We start from the raw sequence: 15697 nt of genomic DNA, 5'->3' as shown, positions 1-15697 counted from the left end.
ACACCGGCCGCTTCGGCGCCCCGGGGATTGAACGTCCAGTTTCGGTGGCCCGCCGATCCACGTTTAGTCAACGAGTGTGGCGATGAAGACCTTCAATCTGAAGCCGACCGACATCGAGAAGAAGTGGTACGTCGTCGATGCCGACGGCCTCGTTCTCGGCCGGCTTGCCAGCATCCTGGCGAACATCCTGCGCGGCAAGAACAAGCCGACCTTCACCCCGCACATGGATTGCGGCGACCATGTCGTCGTGATCAACGCGGAGAAGGTCAAGCTGACCGGCAACAAGCGCCAGGACGACATCTTCTACTGGCACACCGGTTATCCGGGCGGCATCAAGGGCCGTTCCAAGGGCCAGATCCTGGACGGCAAGTACCCGGAACGCGTGATCGAGAAGGCCGTGGAGCGCATGGTTCCGCGCGGTCCGCTCGGCCGCAAGGTGATGACCCACCTGAAGGTCTACAAGGGCGCCGCCCACCCGCACGAGGCGCAGCAGCCGGTCGCTCTCGACGTTGCGGCCATGAACCCGAAGAATAAGCGGAGCGCGTAATCCAATGGCTCAGGTTACCACCACCCTTTCCGGCCTGAAGGACATCGCTGCCGCTCCGGCCGCCGCCTCCGCCGAAGTGGTCGCCCCGAAGCTGGACGCCCAGGGCCGCGCCTACGCCACCGGCAAGCGCAAGGACGCCGTCGCCCGCGTGTGGATCAAGCCGGGCTCCGGCAAGATCGTCATCAACGGCCGCGATCAGGAAGTCTACTTCGCCCGCCCCGTGCTGCGCATGATGATCGCCCAGCCGTTCGGCATCACCGACCGCGCCGACCAGTTCGACGTGATGGTCACGGTGGCCGGCGGTGGTCTGTCCGGTCAGGCCGGCGCGGTTCGCCACGGCATCTCCAAGGCGCTGACCTACTTCGAGCCGGCGCTCCGTCCGCCGCTGAAGGCTGCCGGCTTCCTGACCCGCGATGCCCGCGTCGTCGAGCGTAAGAAGTACGGCAAGGCCAAGGCCCGCCGCAGCTTCCAGTTCTCGAAGCGCTAAAGCCTACCGCGGACCCGCGTTACTGCTGTACAAGCGAGGGGCGTCCCGACGGGACGCCCCTTTCTTGTTTCAGGTCTGTTTCACTTCTCTTCACCGTTCCGTGCCCATCCCCGTGCGTCAAAAGGAACAGCGTCCATGGCCAACAGCACTTCCCCCATCCGTGTCGGCATTCTTGGCGCGTCCGGTTACACCGGCGCCGAGTTGGTGCGCATGCTTCTCCGCCATCCCGGTGTGGAGATCTGCGCGCTGACGGCCGAGCGACAGGCGGGGAAGCCCATGGCGGAGGTGTTCCCGCATCTGGGCCAATTCACCCTGCCCGGCCTCGTGAAGATCGAGGAGGTCGCCTGGGACAAGCTGGACGCCGTCTTCTGCGCTCTGCCGCACGGCACCACGCAGGAGGTCATCGCCGGCCTGCCGCGCCACATCAAGGTGGTGGACCTGTCCGCCGATTTCCGCCTGTCCGACCCTGCCGAATACGCCACTTGGTACGGGCATGAGCACCGCGCCGTCGAGCTTCAGAAGGAGGTCGCCTACGGCCTGACCGAGTTCAACCGGCAGGGCGTGCGCAAGGCGCGCGTGGTCGCGAACCCCGGCTGCTACCCCACCTGCTCGCTGCTGGCCCTGCTGCCGCTGCTGATGGACGAGATGATCGAGCCGGGCGGGATCGTGATCGACGCCAAGTCGGGCGTCTCCGGCGCCGGGCGCGACGCCAAGCAGCAGAACCTCTTCACCGAGGTGTCGGAGGGCTTCAACGCCTACGGCGTCGGCCACCACCGCCACATGCCGGAGATCGAGCAGGAGCTACGGCTGGCCGCCGGGCGTCCGGTGACGGTCAGCTTCACGCCGCACCTCGTCCCGATGAACCGCGGCATGATGGCGACGATCTACGTCCGCATGACCGACGGGGTCACCGCCGACGACCTGCGCGCCACGCTGACCGCGCGCTACGAATCGGAGCCCTTCGTAAACGTCACGGCGGCGGGCATCGCCCCGGCGACCCGCCACGTCCGCGCCTCCAACCAAGCGCTGATCGGCGTCTTCCCCGACCGCACCCCGCGCGGCGCCATCATCGTCTCGGTCATCGACAATCTGGTGAAGGGCGCTTCCGGCCAAGCCATCCAGAACATGAACGTCATGTTCGGCCTGGGCGAGACGACCGGCCTGGAGCAGGCCCCGCTGTTCCCGTGACCGAAGAGAAACAGCCTGAGGAAAAGTTGCCTGCGATGTCCGGCCTGATATTGCCCTTCCAGGGCACGCATCCGAAGATCGACCCCAGCGTCTATGTGGCGCCGACGGCCTCGGTCATCGGCGACGTGGAGATCGGGCCGGGCAGCAGCGTCTGGTTCGGCTGCACGATCCGCGGCGACGTGAACGAGATCCGAATCGGTGCGCGCACCAACATCCAGGACGGTACCGTGATTCACGTCGCGTCGGCGGGGCAGGGGACTTACATCGGCGATGACGTGTCGATCGGCCACATGGCCCTGTTGCACGCCTGCACGCTGGAGAGCGGCTGCTTCATCGGCATGCAGGCCTGCGTCATGGACGGTGCCTACGTCGAGTCGGGGGCCATGGTGGCCGCCGGGGCTCTGGTGACCCCCGGGAAGCGTGTGGCAACGGGGCAACTTTGGGCCGGAAGTCCCGCAAGACCCGTGCGTGCACTTACGGAAAAGGACACATCTTTCTTCCCGGTAAACATCCGGAACTACGTGCGGCTTGCTCAAATCTACAGAGAGGGCTAATACCTCTTTAGTGCGTCGCAGCACTGTGGCATACTAGCAACAGTGACGCCGGCACGAAACGTGTAGGACTTCCGGAGGGTATGTTTGTACGTGGACAAACCCCACATGTTTCGCGTTTTGTCACGTTACATGCACGCGATATGTCCTATCGTTTGTGCGATTCGTCCTCCGCGAACCAAGCGGTAGGGAGTGTGTCTCTAAGGGAGTGGAGAAATGAACAGCTTCTTCCGCGCTACCATGGCCGTCGTGCCGGCCGCCGTCGTCGCTTTCGGCCTGACCGCCGGGGCTCAGGCCCAGAGCGCTGACACCGCCGAGTGGTGCAACCCGGTCATCGGCTGGAACGACACCCCGGTCCGCACGGCGGATGGCGGCTACGCCACCCACCAGGGCAGCTTCAAGTGCCCGCCGGCCGCCGCTCCGGCGGTTGCCCCGGCCCCGGCCGCCCGCGCCCAGACCGAATACCTCGTGTTCTTCGACTGGGATAAGGCCAACGTCACCCCGGCCGCCGATCGCGTGATCGGCGATGCGGCCGCCGCCATCGGCAAGGGCGCCAACGCCCGCGTCCATGTCGTCGGCCACACCGACACCTCGGGTTCGCCGGCCTACAACCAGCGTCTGTCGGTGCGTCGCGCCGAGGCGGTGAAGCAGGCCCTCGTCTCCAAGGGCATCGCCGCCGGCGCCATCACCACCGAGGGCAAGGGCGAGAGCCAGCTCCTGGTGCAGACCGGCCCGAACGTCCGCGAGCCGTCCAACCGTCGTGCGCAGATCCTGCCGCGCGGTGCGAACGCCCCGTCGTCGTAAGGCGCAGGTTCCCTTTCGGGACACGGAGCCCCGGACCTCGGTCCGGGGCTTTCGCCGACAAAGAAATGGCCCCGGACCATGGTCCGGGGCCTTTTCTTATGGGCCATCTCTTGTGGTCCGCCGCGCCGACGGTTCCGGGCATCCTGAGGGCGGGGGACCGCCCTCAGGATTCGGAACATCAGACGATGCGCACCTTGGCGTAGGAGCCGGGGGCGTCTTCCAGAACGGGCAGGCCGCCCTTTTCCGGATTGCGCGCCGGGACCTTGCCTTCGGAGAAGGTGGAGACCCAGTTGTTCCACTCCGGCCACCAGGAGCCGGGGGTCTGCTCCGACGACGCCAGCCAGTCGTCCGAGGCCTTCGGCAGCTTGGCGTTGGTCCAGTAGCAGTACTTGCCGGCGGCCGGCGGGTTCACCACGCCGGCGATGTGGCCGGAGGCGGCCAGCACGAACTTCACCGGGCCGGAGAACAGGTGGGCGCCCATGTAGGTGGACTTCCACGGCGCGATGTGGTCCTCGCGGGCCGACAGGAAGAAGGACGGGGTCTTCACGTTGCGCAGGTCGATCGGCACGCCGCCCAGCGTCACCGCTCCCGGCTGCGCCAGAAGATTCTTCTGGTACATGTTGCGCAGGTAGAAGCTGTGCATCGCCGCCGGCATGCGGGTCGAATCGCTGTTCCAGTAGAGCAGGTCGAACGGGAACGGGTCCTTGCCGAGCAGGTAGTTGTTCACGACGAACGACCAGATCAGGTCGTTGGCGCGCAGCATGTTGAAGGTGGTCGCCATCTTCGAGCCGTCCAGGTAGCCCTGTTGGGCCATCTGGCTCTCGATCATGGTGAGCTGCTCCTCGTCGATGAAGACCGACAGCTCGCCGGCTTCGGTGAAGTCCAGCATGGTGGTGAAGAAGGTGGCCGACTTGATGCGGTCGTCCTTCTTGGCCGCCATGTAGGACAGGGTGGAGGCCAGCAGCGTGCCGCCCAGGCAATAGCCGATGGCGTTCACGTCCTTCTCGCCGGTCACCTTCTCGATGGCGTCCAGCGCGGCCAGCACGCCTTCGAACATGTAGTCTTCGAAGCCCTTCTGGGCCAGCTTCTCATCCGGGTTCACCCAGGACAGGACGAAGACGCTGTGGCCCTGGTCCACCGCCCATTTGATGAAGCTGTTCTTCTCGCGCAGATCCAGGATGTAGTACTTGTTGATCCAGGGCGGCACGATCATCAGCGGCCGCTTGTTCACCTCCGGCGTGGTCGGGGTGTACTGGATGAGCTGCATCAGATCGGTCTGGAAGACGACCTTGCCCGGGGTGACGGCGATGTTCTTGCCGACCTGGAAGGCGTCGTAGTCGGTCATGGAGATGCGCAGCTCGCCCTTGCCGCGCTCCAGGTCCTTCAGCAGATGCTCAAGCCCCTTGACGAGGTTCTCGCCGCCCGTCTCGATGGTCGTGCGCAGCACCTCCGGGTTCGTCATGACGAAGTTGGAGGGCGCCATCGCGTCGACGAACTGGCGGGTGTAGAAGTCGACCTTCTTGGCCGTGTGGTCGTCCAGCCCATCCACCTCGTTGACCGTGGACTGCATCCACCGGGCCGACAGCAGGTAGGACTGCTTGATGAAGTCGAACAGGGTGTTCTCGTCCCAGGCCGAATCCTTGAAGCGGCGGTCGTCCTTCGCCGGGGCGATGACCGGCTGGGCCTCCTGGCCGAAGAAGCGCTGGGTGGTGCGCTGCCACAGGGTCAGGTAGTCCTGCCACAGCGTCATCTGCGCCTTCATCAGCTTGGCCGGGTCGGCCATCATGCGCGTGGTCATTTCCAGGAACGCATGGCCGACGCCCATCGGGTCGGGGTTCTTCGCGCCAACGCCGTCCGAGGCCTGACGGGACAGGAAGTCGGTGACCAGCCGCTGGCTCTGCTCGGCGATGCGGGTCATCGCCCGCGACATCTCCACCGGGTCGGGAAGCTTGACGTCAGGGGCCTGGTTTTCGGCCATTGGTGCGGTCCTTCTTCTTTAGGCGAGTTTTAGGCTTCAGGAGGGACGTTGTGCGGTTTATACAGTGCCTGCCGGAAGTCTGTTCGGTCGGAGTGCGTTCCGGTCCTGGCATCCCGGACAGCTTATGCCATGTCCGTTCGAGCCGGGGTCCGTCATACACCTCTCGTATGAAGATTTCATTTCGCCCACCACCGTTCAAGCGGCCGGATGGGTTCGGATGTGGGGTTCGCAGAATGGAAACGGGTATCCGACGCGGCGTGGTGGCGAAGGCGGGCCGGTTGGCCCCCGCCCTGTCCGTTCTGGTTGTCTTGGGGCTCTCCGCCTGCAGCGACCGCGTGCTCGACACCGGGCTGTTCGGCGCGGTGACCGGCCGCGACGTGCCCAGCCAGGAGTCGCCGGTGCGCGGCATGTCCGGTGAGAACCGGGAATACCCCAATCTCGGCACCGTTCCGTCGCGCCCGACCGACCTGCGGACGGAAGAGCAGCGCCAGCAGGATCTGGACCGTCTGGCCCAGGACCGCGAGGCCGCCAAGAACATGCTGCCGACCCCCATGGACGTTCCCCCGCCGCCGGACATCACGCCTGGACAGCCAAGCGCCGGGAAGCCCGCCTCCGGGAAACCCAATTGAGGGCAGGGGTGTAGCAAAAGGCTGACGCTGCCAGTAATCCGTAAGTATACCTATGCGGAGCGTCCTTCGGCCTTTGATGGCGTTCCTATGACCGAAAGGGACGCACCGGTCTTCGTCCGGTCGATGCGCAGTTACGATGGCGGTGGCGCGGACCACGGATCACCCATTGCTGCTGCCAAGGTGAAAAAACCTACGTCCTGCGGTGGTGGGTCCGCAACAGATTTTCAAACTGCGACTATTTGGCGCGTCGGCTTTCCTTCACATCGAGTGAATGGCGCGTTGCGCGGCCATGGCGCCGCGGCATGACCGCCCTGCGCCGCCCGCGGTTGCTGGAAATTATAAGGCGCCCTTACAATAAGGGATGCTTGATGAATCCCCCTTCGGAATGATCCTGATCGACTGCGCGCGGCTTCTGCGCGCGCGGTTCGACCGTGCCCTGGACGACGCCCGGCTCGGCCTCACGGCGGGGGAGGCGCGAGCGCTGGTTTATGTCTGCCGCCACCCCGGCTCGCGCCAGTCGGTGCTGGCAACCCACATGTGGGTGGAGCCGATGACCCTGGTCGGCTTCCTCGACCGGCTGGAGGCGCGCGGGCTGGTGGTCCGCGAGCCGGACCCGGCGGACCGCCGCGCAAAGATCGTCCAGCCGACCCCGCAGGCCGAGCCGCTGGCGCTCCAGGTTCTGGAAGCCTTCCGCACCGAGCGCGAGTCGGCCATGGCCGACCTCTCGGCGGAGGAGATCGTCCTGCTCAAGGACATGCTGGGCCGCCTGCGCAACCGCATGATCGCCGACGACCGCGGCGGGGGCGGCCGATGAGCCACACCCCCGTGCAGACCGACGCGCCCGCCATGACGGAGACGCGGACGGCCGTCATCGGAACGCTGATCGTCACGCTGGGGCCGCTCAGCCTCGCGCTCTACACGCCGGCCTTGCCGATGCTGGTGGAGGCCTTTCAGAGCACCCCGGCGGCGCTGAAGCTGACGCTCTCCGTCTATTTCTTCGGCTTTGCCTTTTCCCAGCTCGCCTGCGGGCCGCTGTCCGACGCCTACGGGCGGCGGCCGGTCGCTCTGGCCTTCTTCGTCACCTACGTCCTGGGCAGCGTGGTTGCGGCGCTGTCGGGCAGCATCGAATGGCTGCTGGTCGGGCGGGCCCTGCAGGGCATCGGTGCGGCGGCGGGCATCGCCATTTCCCGCGCCATCGTGCGCGACCAGTTCACCGGCCAGCGGTCGGCGCGCATCCTGAACCTGATCGGGCTGATGCTGGCCATCGTGCCGGCGGTGGCGCCGACGCTGGGCGGGGTGATCCTGGGCACGGTGGGCTGGCACGCCATCTTCGTGGTGATGACGCTCTACGGCCTCGCCGTGCTGACGGTCTTCGCGCTGGGCACGGCGGAGACCAACCGGACGCGGGACCGTTCGGCGGCGCGGCCCGGCCCGGTGATCCGCAACTACCGGACCCTGCTGACCGACCGGCGCTTCATGCGGGCGGGGCTGGTGCTCGGCACGACGCTGGGCGGCCTCTACACCATGGCGGCGCTGCTGCCCTTCGTGATGATCGAGCGGGTGGGGCTGAGCCCGACCGTCTTCGGCTTCGCCATGCTGCTGCAGACCGGCTCCTACACGCTGGGGGCGACCCTGGCCGGGCGGCTGCTGCGCCGGGTGGACGCGATGCGGCTGATCCCCTACGGGCTGGCCTGCGTGGCGGTGGGCGGGCTCGGCTTCGCCATGACGCCCCTGACCGGCGAGCCGACCGTGGCGAGCGTGATGGGGCCGACCGCCGTCTGGGCCTTCGGCATCGCCCTGGTCATGCCCGGGGCCACCAGCGACGCTCTGGCCGGCTTCCCCCGCATGGCCGGGGCGGCCTCGGCGCTGATCGGCTTCATGCAGATCGGCGGCGGGCTGGCCGGCACGGCGGTGGCCGCGCTGTTCGCCGATCCCTACACCGCGACGACGGCCATCATGCCGGGCCTCGCTTTGCTGTCGCTGCTGTCCTACGTGCTGCTGCGCGTGCCGGCGTCCCGGCGCGGCCGCCCGGCCGAGCCCGCCCGACCGGAGGATCTGGAGGTCGCCGTGGACCCGGTCGCCCTGGTCGGCGCCGGCGGCGAGGAGATCGAGGAAGCGCTGCACCAGCGTCGGGCGTCCAACCGCAAGGGAGGCTGAAGACGGGCTTCGGCGTCCGGTATGCCTCAGGCAGCGCAGGAATGCGGCCGGACGCGAATTTTACCTCGCTTCTGAAGATGCGGGGCGGTAGATAAGTGGTCCCGGTCCGCAAATATGGGTTCGTGGCGTGGCCGGACAAGGCTTCGGAGCGTCCATGAGCGATTCAGAATTCCACCGGATCAAGCGGCTTCCGCCCTACGTCTTCGCCGAAGTGAACGCCATGAAGGCGCGAGCCCGAGCTGCCGGCGAGGACATCATCGACCTCGGCATGGGCAACCCGGACCAGCCGACGCCCCAGCACATCGTCGATAAGCTGATCGAGGCCGTGCGCGATCCCAAGACGCACCGCTACTCGAACTCCCGCGGCATCCCCGGCCTGCGCAAGGCGCACGCGGCCTATTACAAGCGCCGCTTCAACGTGGACGTCGATCCGGAGTCGGAGTGCATCGTCACCATCGGCTCGAAGGAAGGCTTGGCCAACCTTGCCCAGGCGATCACCAGCCCCGGCGACATCATCCTGGTGCCGAACCCCAGCTACCCGATCCATCCCTTCGGCTTCATCCTGGCCGGCGCCTCGGTGCGCCATCTGCCGGTGGGGCAGGCCAACGGCACCTCCACTGACATCGACAGCTTCATGAACATGCTGGAGCGCGCTGTGCGCCACAGCGTGCCGAAGCCGCTGGCGCTGGTGCTGAACTACCCGTCCAACCCGACGGCGGAGGTGGTGGGGCTCGACTTCTACCGCCCGATTGTCGAGTTCTGCCGCAAGCACGGCATCTACATCCTGTCGGATCTGGCCTACGCCGAGGTCTTCTTCGACGGTGAGCCGCCGCCCTCGATCCTTGAGATCCCGGAGGCGCGCGAGGTGGCCGTCGAGTTCACCTCGATGTCGAAGACCTATTCGATGGCCGGTTGGCGCATCGGCTTCGCCACCGGCAACAAGAAGCTCATCACCGCGCTGGCCCGCATCAAGTCGTACCTGGACTACGGCGCCTTCACGCCGATCCAGGTCGCCGCGACCGCCGCGCTGAACGGCCCGCAGGAGTGCGTGGAGCAGGTGCGCACCATGTACCGCCAGCGCCGCGACGTGATGATCGAGGGTCTGGCCTCGGCCGGTTGGACGGTGCCGAGCCCATCGGCCTCGATGTTCGCCTGGGCGCCCATCCCGGAGCCCTTCGCCCATCTCGGCTCGCTGGAATTCTCCAAGCTGCTGCTGCAGGAGGCCAAGGTGGCCGTGGCGCCGGGCATCGGCTTCGGCGAGTACGGCGACGGCCATGTCCGTCTGGCGCTGGTGGAGAACGTCCACCGCATCCGTCAGGCGACCCGCAACATCAAGGAGTTCTTCCGCTCCAACGCCGCCGGTGCGGCGGCGAGCAAGGATCCGGCGGCGCGCGCCGCCCTCCTCGACCCGGAGAAAGCGAAAGTCTGATGTCCGACTCCCACAAAACAGGCCCCCTGAAAATCGCCGTCGCGGGCCTGGGCACGGTCGGCGCGGGCGTTCTGAAGCTACTGGAGCGGCAGGCCGACCTGATCGAGCAGCGCTGTGGCCGCCGCATCGAGGTGGTGGCGGTCAGCGCCCGCTCGCGCGGCAAGGACCGCGGCGTCGACCTGTCGACGGCCGAATGGTACGACGACCCGGTGGCGCTCGCCGCCCATCCCGGCGTGGATGTGGTGGTCGAACTGATCGGCGGGTCCGAGGGGCCGGCGAAGGAGACCGTCGAGCTGGCGCTGGAGCGGGGACGCCACGTCGTCACCGCCAACAAGGCGCTGCTCGCCCATCATGGCACCGAGCTCGCGGCCAAGGCGGAGGCCGCCGGCCTCGCCATCGGCTTCGAGGCGGCGGTGGCTGGCGGCATCCCGATCATCAAGGGGCTGCGCGAAGGGCTGGCGGGCAACCGGGTGTCGGAGGTGCACGGCATCCTCAACGGCACCTGCAACTACATCCTGACGGAGATGCGCACCACCGGCCGCGATTTCGCGGACGTGCTGGCCGACGCGCAGAAGCTGGGCTACGCGGAAGCCGACCCGAGCTTCGACATCGACGGCGTGGACGCGGCGCACAAGCTGGCGATCCTGACCTCGGTGGCCTTCGGCACGCCGGTGGACTTCAAGAGCGTCCATGTCGAGGGCATCCGCCACGTCTCGGCGGTGGACTTCGACTACGCCGACGCGCTCGGCTACCGGATCAAGCTGCTGGGCATCGCCCGGCGCACCGACCGCGGGATCGAGCAGCGCGTGCACCCCTGCATGGTGCCGAAGGCGGCGCCCATCGCGGCGGTGGACGGTGTGTTCAACGCCGTGATCGCCCAGGGCGACTTCGTGGACCGTGTGCTGTTCGTCGGCCGCGGCGCCGGTGAGGGGCCGACGGCGTCGGCCGTGGTCGCCGACCTGATCGACATCGCCCGCGGGCGCTCCACCCCAACCTTCGGGGTGCCGGCGGCCCAGCTTTCCGAGGCCCAGCCGTCTCCGATGGAGGCCCGCCGGGGGTCGTACTACGTACGCCTGATGGTCGTGGACCGTCCCGGCGTGATAGCGGATGTTGCGGCGGCCATGCGCGACCAGAACGTCTCCATGGAGCAGTTCCTGCAGCGCGGGCGCGCCCCCGGCGAAGCGGTGCCGGTGGTCCTAACCACCCACGACACCGACGAGGCGGCCATGCAGCGCGCGCTTGCCACCATCTCCGCCAAGGAGTCGGTGGTCGAGCCGCCACGCATGATCCGCATCGAACAGTTTTGACCGAACCATAGAAGAACCGAGCATCGATTCGGGGGAGAACACCATGTCCGTTCATGTCGACCTGTCCGGTATGGACCGGAACCTGGCTCTGGAAGCCGTCCGCGTCACCGAGGCCGCCGCGCTGTCCGCGTCGCTGCTGATGGGCCGCGGTGACGAGAAGCTTGCCGACCAGGCCGCGGTCGACGCCATGCGCCAAGCGCTCAACACCCTCTACATCGACGGCACCGTCGTGATCGGCGAGGGCGAGCGCGACGAGGCGCCCATGCTTTACATCGGCGAGAAGGTCGGCGCCGGCATTGGCCGTGGGCCGAAGGTCGACATCGCGCTCGACCCGCTGGAAGGCACCACCATCTGCGCCACCGGCGGCCCGAACTCGCTGGCCGTCATCGCCATGGCGGACGAGGGCGGCTTCCTGAACGCGCCCGACGTCTACATGGACAAGATCGCCGTCGGCTCCGGCCTGCCGGAAGGCGTGGTCGATCTCGATGAGACGCCGGCCAACAACCTCAAGGCGCTGGCCAAGGCCAAGGGCACCGAGGTGCAGGAACTGCTGGTCTGCATCCTGAACCGTCCGCGGCACGCCGAGCTGATCGCCCGCGTCCGCGAGGCCGGCGCGCGCATCATGCTGATCAACGACGGCGACGTCTCGGGCGTGATCGCCACCAGCCAGGCCGGCACCGGCGTCGACATGTATGTCGGCTCCGGCGGCGCCCCGGAAGGCGTTCTGGCCGCGGCGGCGCTGCGCTGCATCGGCGGCCAGTTCCAGGGCCGTCTGCTGTTCCGCAACGACGACGAGAAGGCCCGCGCCGCCCGCTGGGGCGTCAAGGACCTGAACAAGAAGTACAGCCTGACCGAGCTGGCCAGCGGCAACGTCATGTTCGCGGCGACCGGCGTGACCGACGGCGCCATGCTGCGCGGCGTCCGCCGCTTCCCCGGCGGTGCCACCACCCACTCGGTGATCATGCGCTCCAAGTCGGGCACCGTGCGCTACGTCGAGGCGCACCACAACCTGCAGCGCAAGCCGGCCATGGCGTAAGGCTGCTTTAAGAAAGAAGGGGCGCACGGTAATTCACCGCGCGCCCCTTTCTTTTTGAAGATTACAGGCCCTTCCTCCGCCGTCCCTCGGCGTCGGCGGCCTTCATGGCGGCCAGCACGCGCTGCGGGGTGATTTCGTGCGGTTCGTTGTGGATGGTCTCGCCATCCGCGCAGGCCCGCTCCGCCGCCAGCAGGAGCCGCTCGTCCGACACGTCGCCAAGACCGATTTCGGCCAGCGTCGTCGGCAGCCCCACCGCCTTGCAGAAGCCGTAGACCTCGTCCAGCACCGCCGGCGGCCGGTCGGTCAGGATCAGCAGCGTCAGCGTGCCGAAGGCGACCTTCTCGCCATGCCAGTAATGGTGCGTCTCCTCCAGGGCAGTCAGGCCGTTGTGAACGGCATGCGCCGCCGCCAGCCCGCCGCTCTCGAAGCCCAGCCCGCTCAGCAGCGTGTTGGCCTCGACGATGCGCTCCAGCGCCGGAGTGACCACGCCCTGTTCGCAGGCCGATTTGGCCAGCACGCCATACTCCAGCAGCGTGTCGTAGCACAGCCGGGCCAGCGCGAAGGCGGTCATCGGGCCGACGCGCCCGGTCATGTTGCCGCCGCGCTTGATGCGGCAGTCCTCCGCCTCGAACCAAGTGGACAGGGCGTCGCCCATGCCGGAGACGAGGAATCGCACCGGGGCGCTCGCTACCACGCCGGTGTCGACCAGCACGAGGTCCGGGTTGCGCGGCAGCACGAGGTAGCGCTTGAAGGCCCCCTCCGGCGTGTAGATCACCGATAGCGCGCTGCACGGCGCGTCGGTGGAGGCGAGCGTCGGGACGATGGCGGTGCGCGCGTCCAGCGCGTGGGCGACCGCCTTGGCGGTGTCGAGCGCCTTGCCGCCGCCGATGCCGACCACGGTGTCAGCGCCCATGGCGCGGGCGTGGGCGGTCAGCCGCTCGATCTCCTCGTCGGAGCACTCGCCGCGGAATTCCTGGATGTCCAGTTCGACGCGCCCGGTGGCGGCGTCGATCAGCCGACCCTTCAGCGTCTTCAGAACGAAGCTGTCGGTGACGGCCAGAACCGTCTTGCCCAGCCGGGCCAGATCCTCGCCCAGGCTGTCGAGGGCGCCGTTGCCCTGGACGTAGCGGGCCGGAAAGATCGCCGTGGTGATCATGGTTCCCTCCTCCGCGTGGTGTTGACCGCAGTGGAGCAGGACGCCTCTCCACCCGCAATGACCTGCCTCAAGTTGCGGTGCGGCAAGGCGGCCTGCCACCTTTGCGTACAGACGCGACGACCCCAACGCCACCGATGGGGCCCATCCGCTGGCCCGCATGTCCCCCATCTGCTATGGCTTCGGCCTTTCCGATCCGTGGCATCCTGGGCAGCATGACCGACACTGTTCCCCCCTTCCTGAACGTCGCCCATTCCCTGTCCGGCAAGCGCTGGCAGGCGCGGCCCTACGACGAGCGGCTGGCCTGGGGGCTGGCGCAGGGGAGGGGGCTGCCGGAGATCGTCGGGCGGGTGCTCGCCGCCCGCGGGGTGACCGAGGAGGCGTGCGACGGCTTCCTGAACCCGACGCTGAAGGCGCTGCTTCCCGACCCCTCCCGCTTCAAGGACATGGACACGGCGGCGGAGCGCATCGCCCGAGCGATCATGGACAGGGAGCCGGTGGCCGTCTTCGGCGACTACGACGTGGACGGCGCCACCTCCTCCGCGCTGCTGCGGCGCTTCTTCCGGGCGGTGGGGGCCGACCTGCGGATCTATGTGCCCGACCGCATGAAGGAGGGCTACGGCCCCAACGGCCCGGCGCTGCTGCGGCTCAAGGCCGAGGGCGTGCGGCTGGTCGTGACGGTGGACTGCGGGATCTCCGCCTTCGCGGCGCTGGAGGCGGCGGCGGAGGCCGGGCTGGAGGTGGTGGTCCTCGACCATCACGCGGCGGAACCGTGCCTGCCGCCGGCCGTCGCCCTGGTCAACCCGAACCGGCTGGACGAGGACGGCGCCTACCGCACGCTGTGCGCGGCGGGGGTGACCTTCCTGGCCGTGGTGGCGGTGAACCGGGCGCTGCGCAGCGCCGGATTCTACGCGGGCCGCAACGAGCCGAACCTGATGGAATGGCTCGACCTCGTGGCGCTGGGCACGGTGTGCGACGTGGTGCCCCTGACCGGGCTGAACCGGGCGCTGGTGGCGCAGGGGCTGAAGGTGATGGCGCGGCGCGCCAACCCAGGCCTGTCCGCCCTGTCCGACGTCGCCGGGGTCAAGGAGAAGCCGGACGCCTACCACGCCGGCTTCGTGCTCGGCCCGCGGGTCAACGCGGGTGGACGGGTCGGCGCTTCGGACCTCGGGGCGCGGCTGCTCTCCACCGACGACCCCATGGAAGCGATGGAGCTGGCCCAGAAGCTGGAGGCCCACAACGCCGAACGCCGTGCAGTGGAGCAGGGCGTGCTCGCCGACGCCATGGCCCGGCTGGAGGAGCACGCCGACGAGCTGGCCGAGCTGGTCTTCGTGGCGGGGGAGGGCTGGCACCCCGGCGTGATCGGCATCGTCGCCAGCCGCCTGAAGGAGCGCTACAGCCGTCCCGCCTGCGTTATCGCCCTGGAGGAGGGGGCGGACGGCACGGTGATCGGCAAGGCTTCGGGCCGTTCGGTGCGCGGGGTCGATCTCGGGGCGGCGGTGATCGCGGCGCGGCAGGAAGGGTTGCTGATGGCCGGCGGCGGGCACCGCATGGCGGCCGGCTTCACCGTGGCCGGGAACAAGCTGGCCGACCTGCAGGCCTTCCTGACCGGCCGCGTCGCCGAGCAGGTCGCCGCGGCCCCGCTGGTGCCGACGCTGGAACTGGACGGCGCGCTGTCGGTGGGGGCGGCGAACACATCCCTGGTGGACCGCCTGAACCAGCTCGGCCCGTTCGGCACCGGCAACGCGGAGCCGCGCTTCGCCGTCACAGACGCCCGCGTGGTGCGGGCCGACGTGGTCGGGGCGAATCACGTCCGCTGCATTCTCCAGGGCGGCGACGGCGCCCGGCTGAAGGCCATCGCCTTCCGCGCGCTGGAGAGCGAGATGGGAAAAGCCCTGCTGATGGGCCGCGGATCGCCCTTCCACATCGCCGGTGTCCTGCGCATCGACCGCTGGAACGGGGCGGAGGGAGTCCAGCTCCTGATCGACGACGCGGCACCCTCCCAAACCATGTGAATGCAAACAAATTCGGCGTGGAGATGCTGCATGGGGGGCATACGCGAACGGGGTAGAAAGGAGTTGGAAAAAACGCTTGCGCTCGGCCCGTCATCCCATTAGTAATCCCGCCACGCCAACGACGTCCCCATCGTCTAGAGGCCTAGGACACCGCCCTTTCACGGCGGCGACAGGGGTTCGAATCCCCTTGGGGACGCCACCTTCTCACAGGTTGGCACCAGTTTCGAAAGCTCAGCCCTTGGCTGAGCTTTTGTCGTTTCAGGCGTCATTTGTCCGGCGCCTTTGCCGGTCTGGCAAGCGACCCGTTTGCCGCGCCGTGGTCGCCGGCTTCTCCCACCCGCCGAAATAGCGCCAAGGGGCGGTTTCCAGGGGTGGTTCCGTGGACTAACGTTCCTCACGCCCTTCGACGGGGCCAA

The 15697-nt window shown here is 68.0% G+C and carries 14 protein-coding genes and 1 tRNA gene; 13 read left to right on the top strand and 2 right to left on the bottom strand.

Annotated features, from left to right (window positions below):
- Window positions 1–82 precede the first annotated feature (82 nt).
- The 5 genes from rplM (at window position 83) to H1Q64_RS12280 (ending at window position 3577) form a co-directional block, all read left to right on the top strand.
- Entirely contained in the window at window positions 83–547 is a 465-nt protein-coding gene (rplM, locus tag H1Q64_RS12300; RefSeq protein ID WP_014240247.1) for a 50S ribosomal protein L13, read from the top strand.
- A 4-nt stretch (window positions 548–551) separates the two neighbouring features.
- Window positions 552–1034 carry a 30S ribosomal protein S9 gene (rpsI, locus tag H1Q64_RS12295; protein WP_014240248.1) on the top strand — a complete coding sequence of 161 codons (483 nt, stop codon included), beginning with the start codon at window positions 552–554 and terminating at the stop codon, window positions 1032–1034.
- A 135-nt stretch (window positions 1035–1169) separates the two neighbouring features.
- Window positions 1170–2222, top strand: coding sequence for an N-acetyl-gamma-glutamyl-phosphate reductase (gene argC, locus H1Q64_RS12290; RefSeq protein ID WP_237903715.1), 1053 nt, complete (start codon window positions 1170–1172; stop codon window positions 2220–2222).
- Between the two features lie 35 nt (window positions 2223–2257).
- Window positions 2258–2776, top strand: coding sequence for a gamma carbonic anhydrase family protein (locus H1Q64_RS12285; protein ID WP_145702136.1), 519 nt, complete (start codon window positions 2258–2260; stop codon window positions 2774–2776).
- Window positions 2777–2989: 213 nt separating this feature from the next.
- Complete coding sequence (locus tag H1Q64_RS12280) at window positions 2990–3577, top strand: OmpA family protein (RefSeq protein ID WP_014240251.1); 588 nt, start codon at window positions 2990–2992, stop codon at window positions 3575–3577.
- Between the two features lie 178 nt (window positions 3578–3755).
- Here the strand turns inward: H1Q64_RS12280 and H1Q64_RS12275 are convergent, their stop codons facing one another.
- Window positions 3756–5555, bottom strand: coding sequence for a PHA/PHB synthase family protein (locus H1Q64_RS12275; protein ID WP_237903714.1), 1800 nt, complete (start codon window positions 5553–5555; stop codon window positions 3756–3758).
- 233 nt (window positions 5556–5788) lie between these two features.
- Between H1Q64_RS12275 and H1Q64_RS12270 the strand changes: the two genes are divergently transcribed.
- The 6 genes from H1Q64_RS12270 to glpX all read left to right on the top strand — a co-directional run bounded on the left by H1Q64_RS12270 (window position 5789) and on the right by glpX (window position 12113).
- On the top strand, window positions 5789–6184 hold the full coding sequence (locus tag H1Q64_RS12270; RefSeq protein ID WP_237903713.1) for a hypothetical protein: 396 nt from the start codon (window positions 5789–5791) through the stop codon (window positions 6182–6184).
- Window positions 6185–6569: 385 nt separating this feature from the next.
- The gene (locus tag H1Q64_RS12265; RefSeq protein ID WP_237903712.1) at window positions 6570–6998 is read left to right on the top strand and encodes a MarR family winged helix-turn-helix transcriptional regulator; all 429 of its coding nucleotides are present in this window, start codon (window positions 6570–6572) and stop codon (window positions 6996–6998) included.
- Window positions 6995–8341 carry a multidrug effflux MFS transporter gene (locus H1Q64_RS12260; RefSeq protein WP_237903711.1) on the top strand — a complete coding sequence of 449 codons (1347 nt, stop codon included), beginning with the start codon at window positions 6995–6997 and terminating at the stop codon, window positions 8339–8341. Before H1Q64_RS12265 ends, H1Q64_RS12260 begins: the two co-directional genes overlap by 4 nt.
- Window positions 8342–8495: 154 nt before the next feature.
- Window positions 8496–9770, top strand: a complete 1275-nt coding sequence (locus H1Q64_RS12255; RefSeq protein WP_237903710.1) for an LL-diaminopimelate aminotransferase — start codon at window positions 8496–8498, stop codon at window positions 9768–9770.
- A complete protein-coding gene (locus H1Q64_RS12250) occupies window positions 9770–11077 on the top strand; it encodes a homoserine dehydrogenase (RefSeq protein ID WP_237903709.1) in 1308 nt (435 codons plus the stop codon). Before H1Q64_RS12255 ends, H1Q64_RS12250 begins: the two co-directional genes overlap by 1 nt.
- Before the next feature lie 43 nt (window positions 11078–11120).
- The gene (gene glpX, locus H1Q64_RS12245; RefSeq protein WP_174437339.1) at window positions 11121–12113 is read left to right on the top strand and encodes a class II fructose-bisphosphatase; all 993 of its coding nucleotides are present in this window, start codon (window positions 11121–11123) and stop codon (window positions 12111–12113) included.
- 61 nt (window positions 12114–12174) lie between these two features.
- On the opposite strand, the gene H1Q64_RS12240 is transcribed toward glpX, so the two are convergent.
- Complete coding sequence (locus H1Q64_RS12240; protein WP_237903708.1) at window positions 12175–13269, bottom strand: glycerol dehydrogenase; 1095 nt, start codon at window positions 13267–13269, stop codon at window positions 12175–12177.
- Between the two features lie 212 nt (window positions 13270–13481).
- On the opposite strand from H1Q64_RS12240, the gene recJ reads away from it, so the two are divergent.
- A complete protein-coding gene (recJ, locus tag H1Q64_RS12235) occupies window positions 13482–15281 on the top strand; it encodes a single-stranded-DNA-specific exonuclease RecJ (protein ID WP_237903707.1) in 1800 nt (599 codons plus the stop codon).
- A 123-nt stretch (window positions 15282–15404) separates the two neighbouring features.
- Window positions 15405–15480, top strand: a tRNA-Glu gene (locus H1Q64_RS12230).
- The last annotated feature ends 217 nt before the right edge of the window (window positions 15481–15697 follow it).

Source organism: Azospirillum brasilense (genome assembly GCF_022023855.1).
GTDB classification, from domain to species: domain Bacteria; phylum Pseudomonadota; class Alphaproteobacteria; order Azospirillales; family Azospirillaceae; genus Azospirillum; species Azospirillum brasilense_F.
Note: the sequence above shows the minus strand (reverse complement) of the source record. Positions and strands in the feature narration are given on the sequence as shown.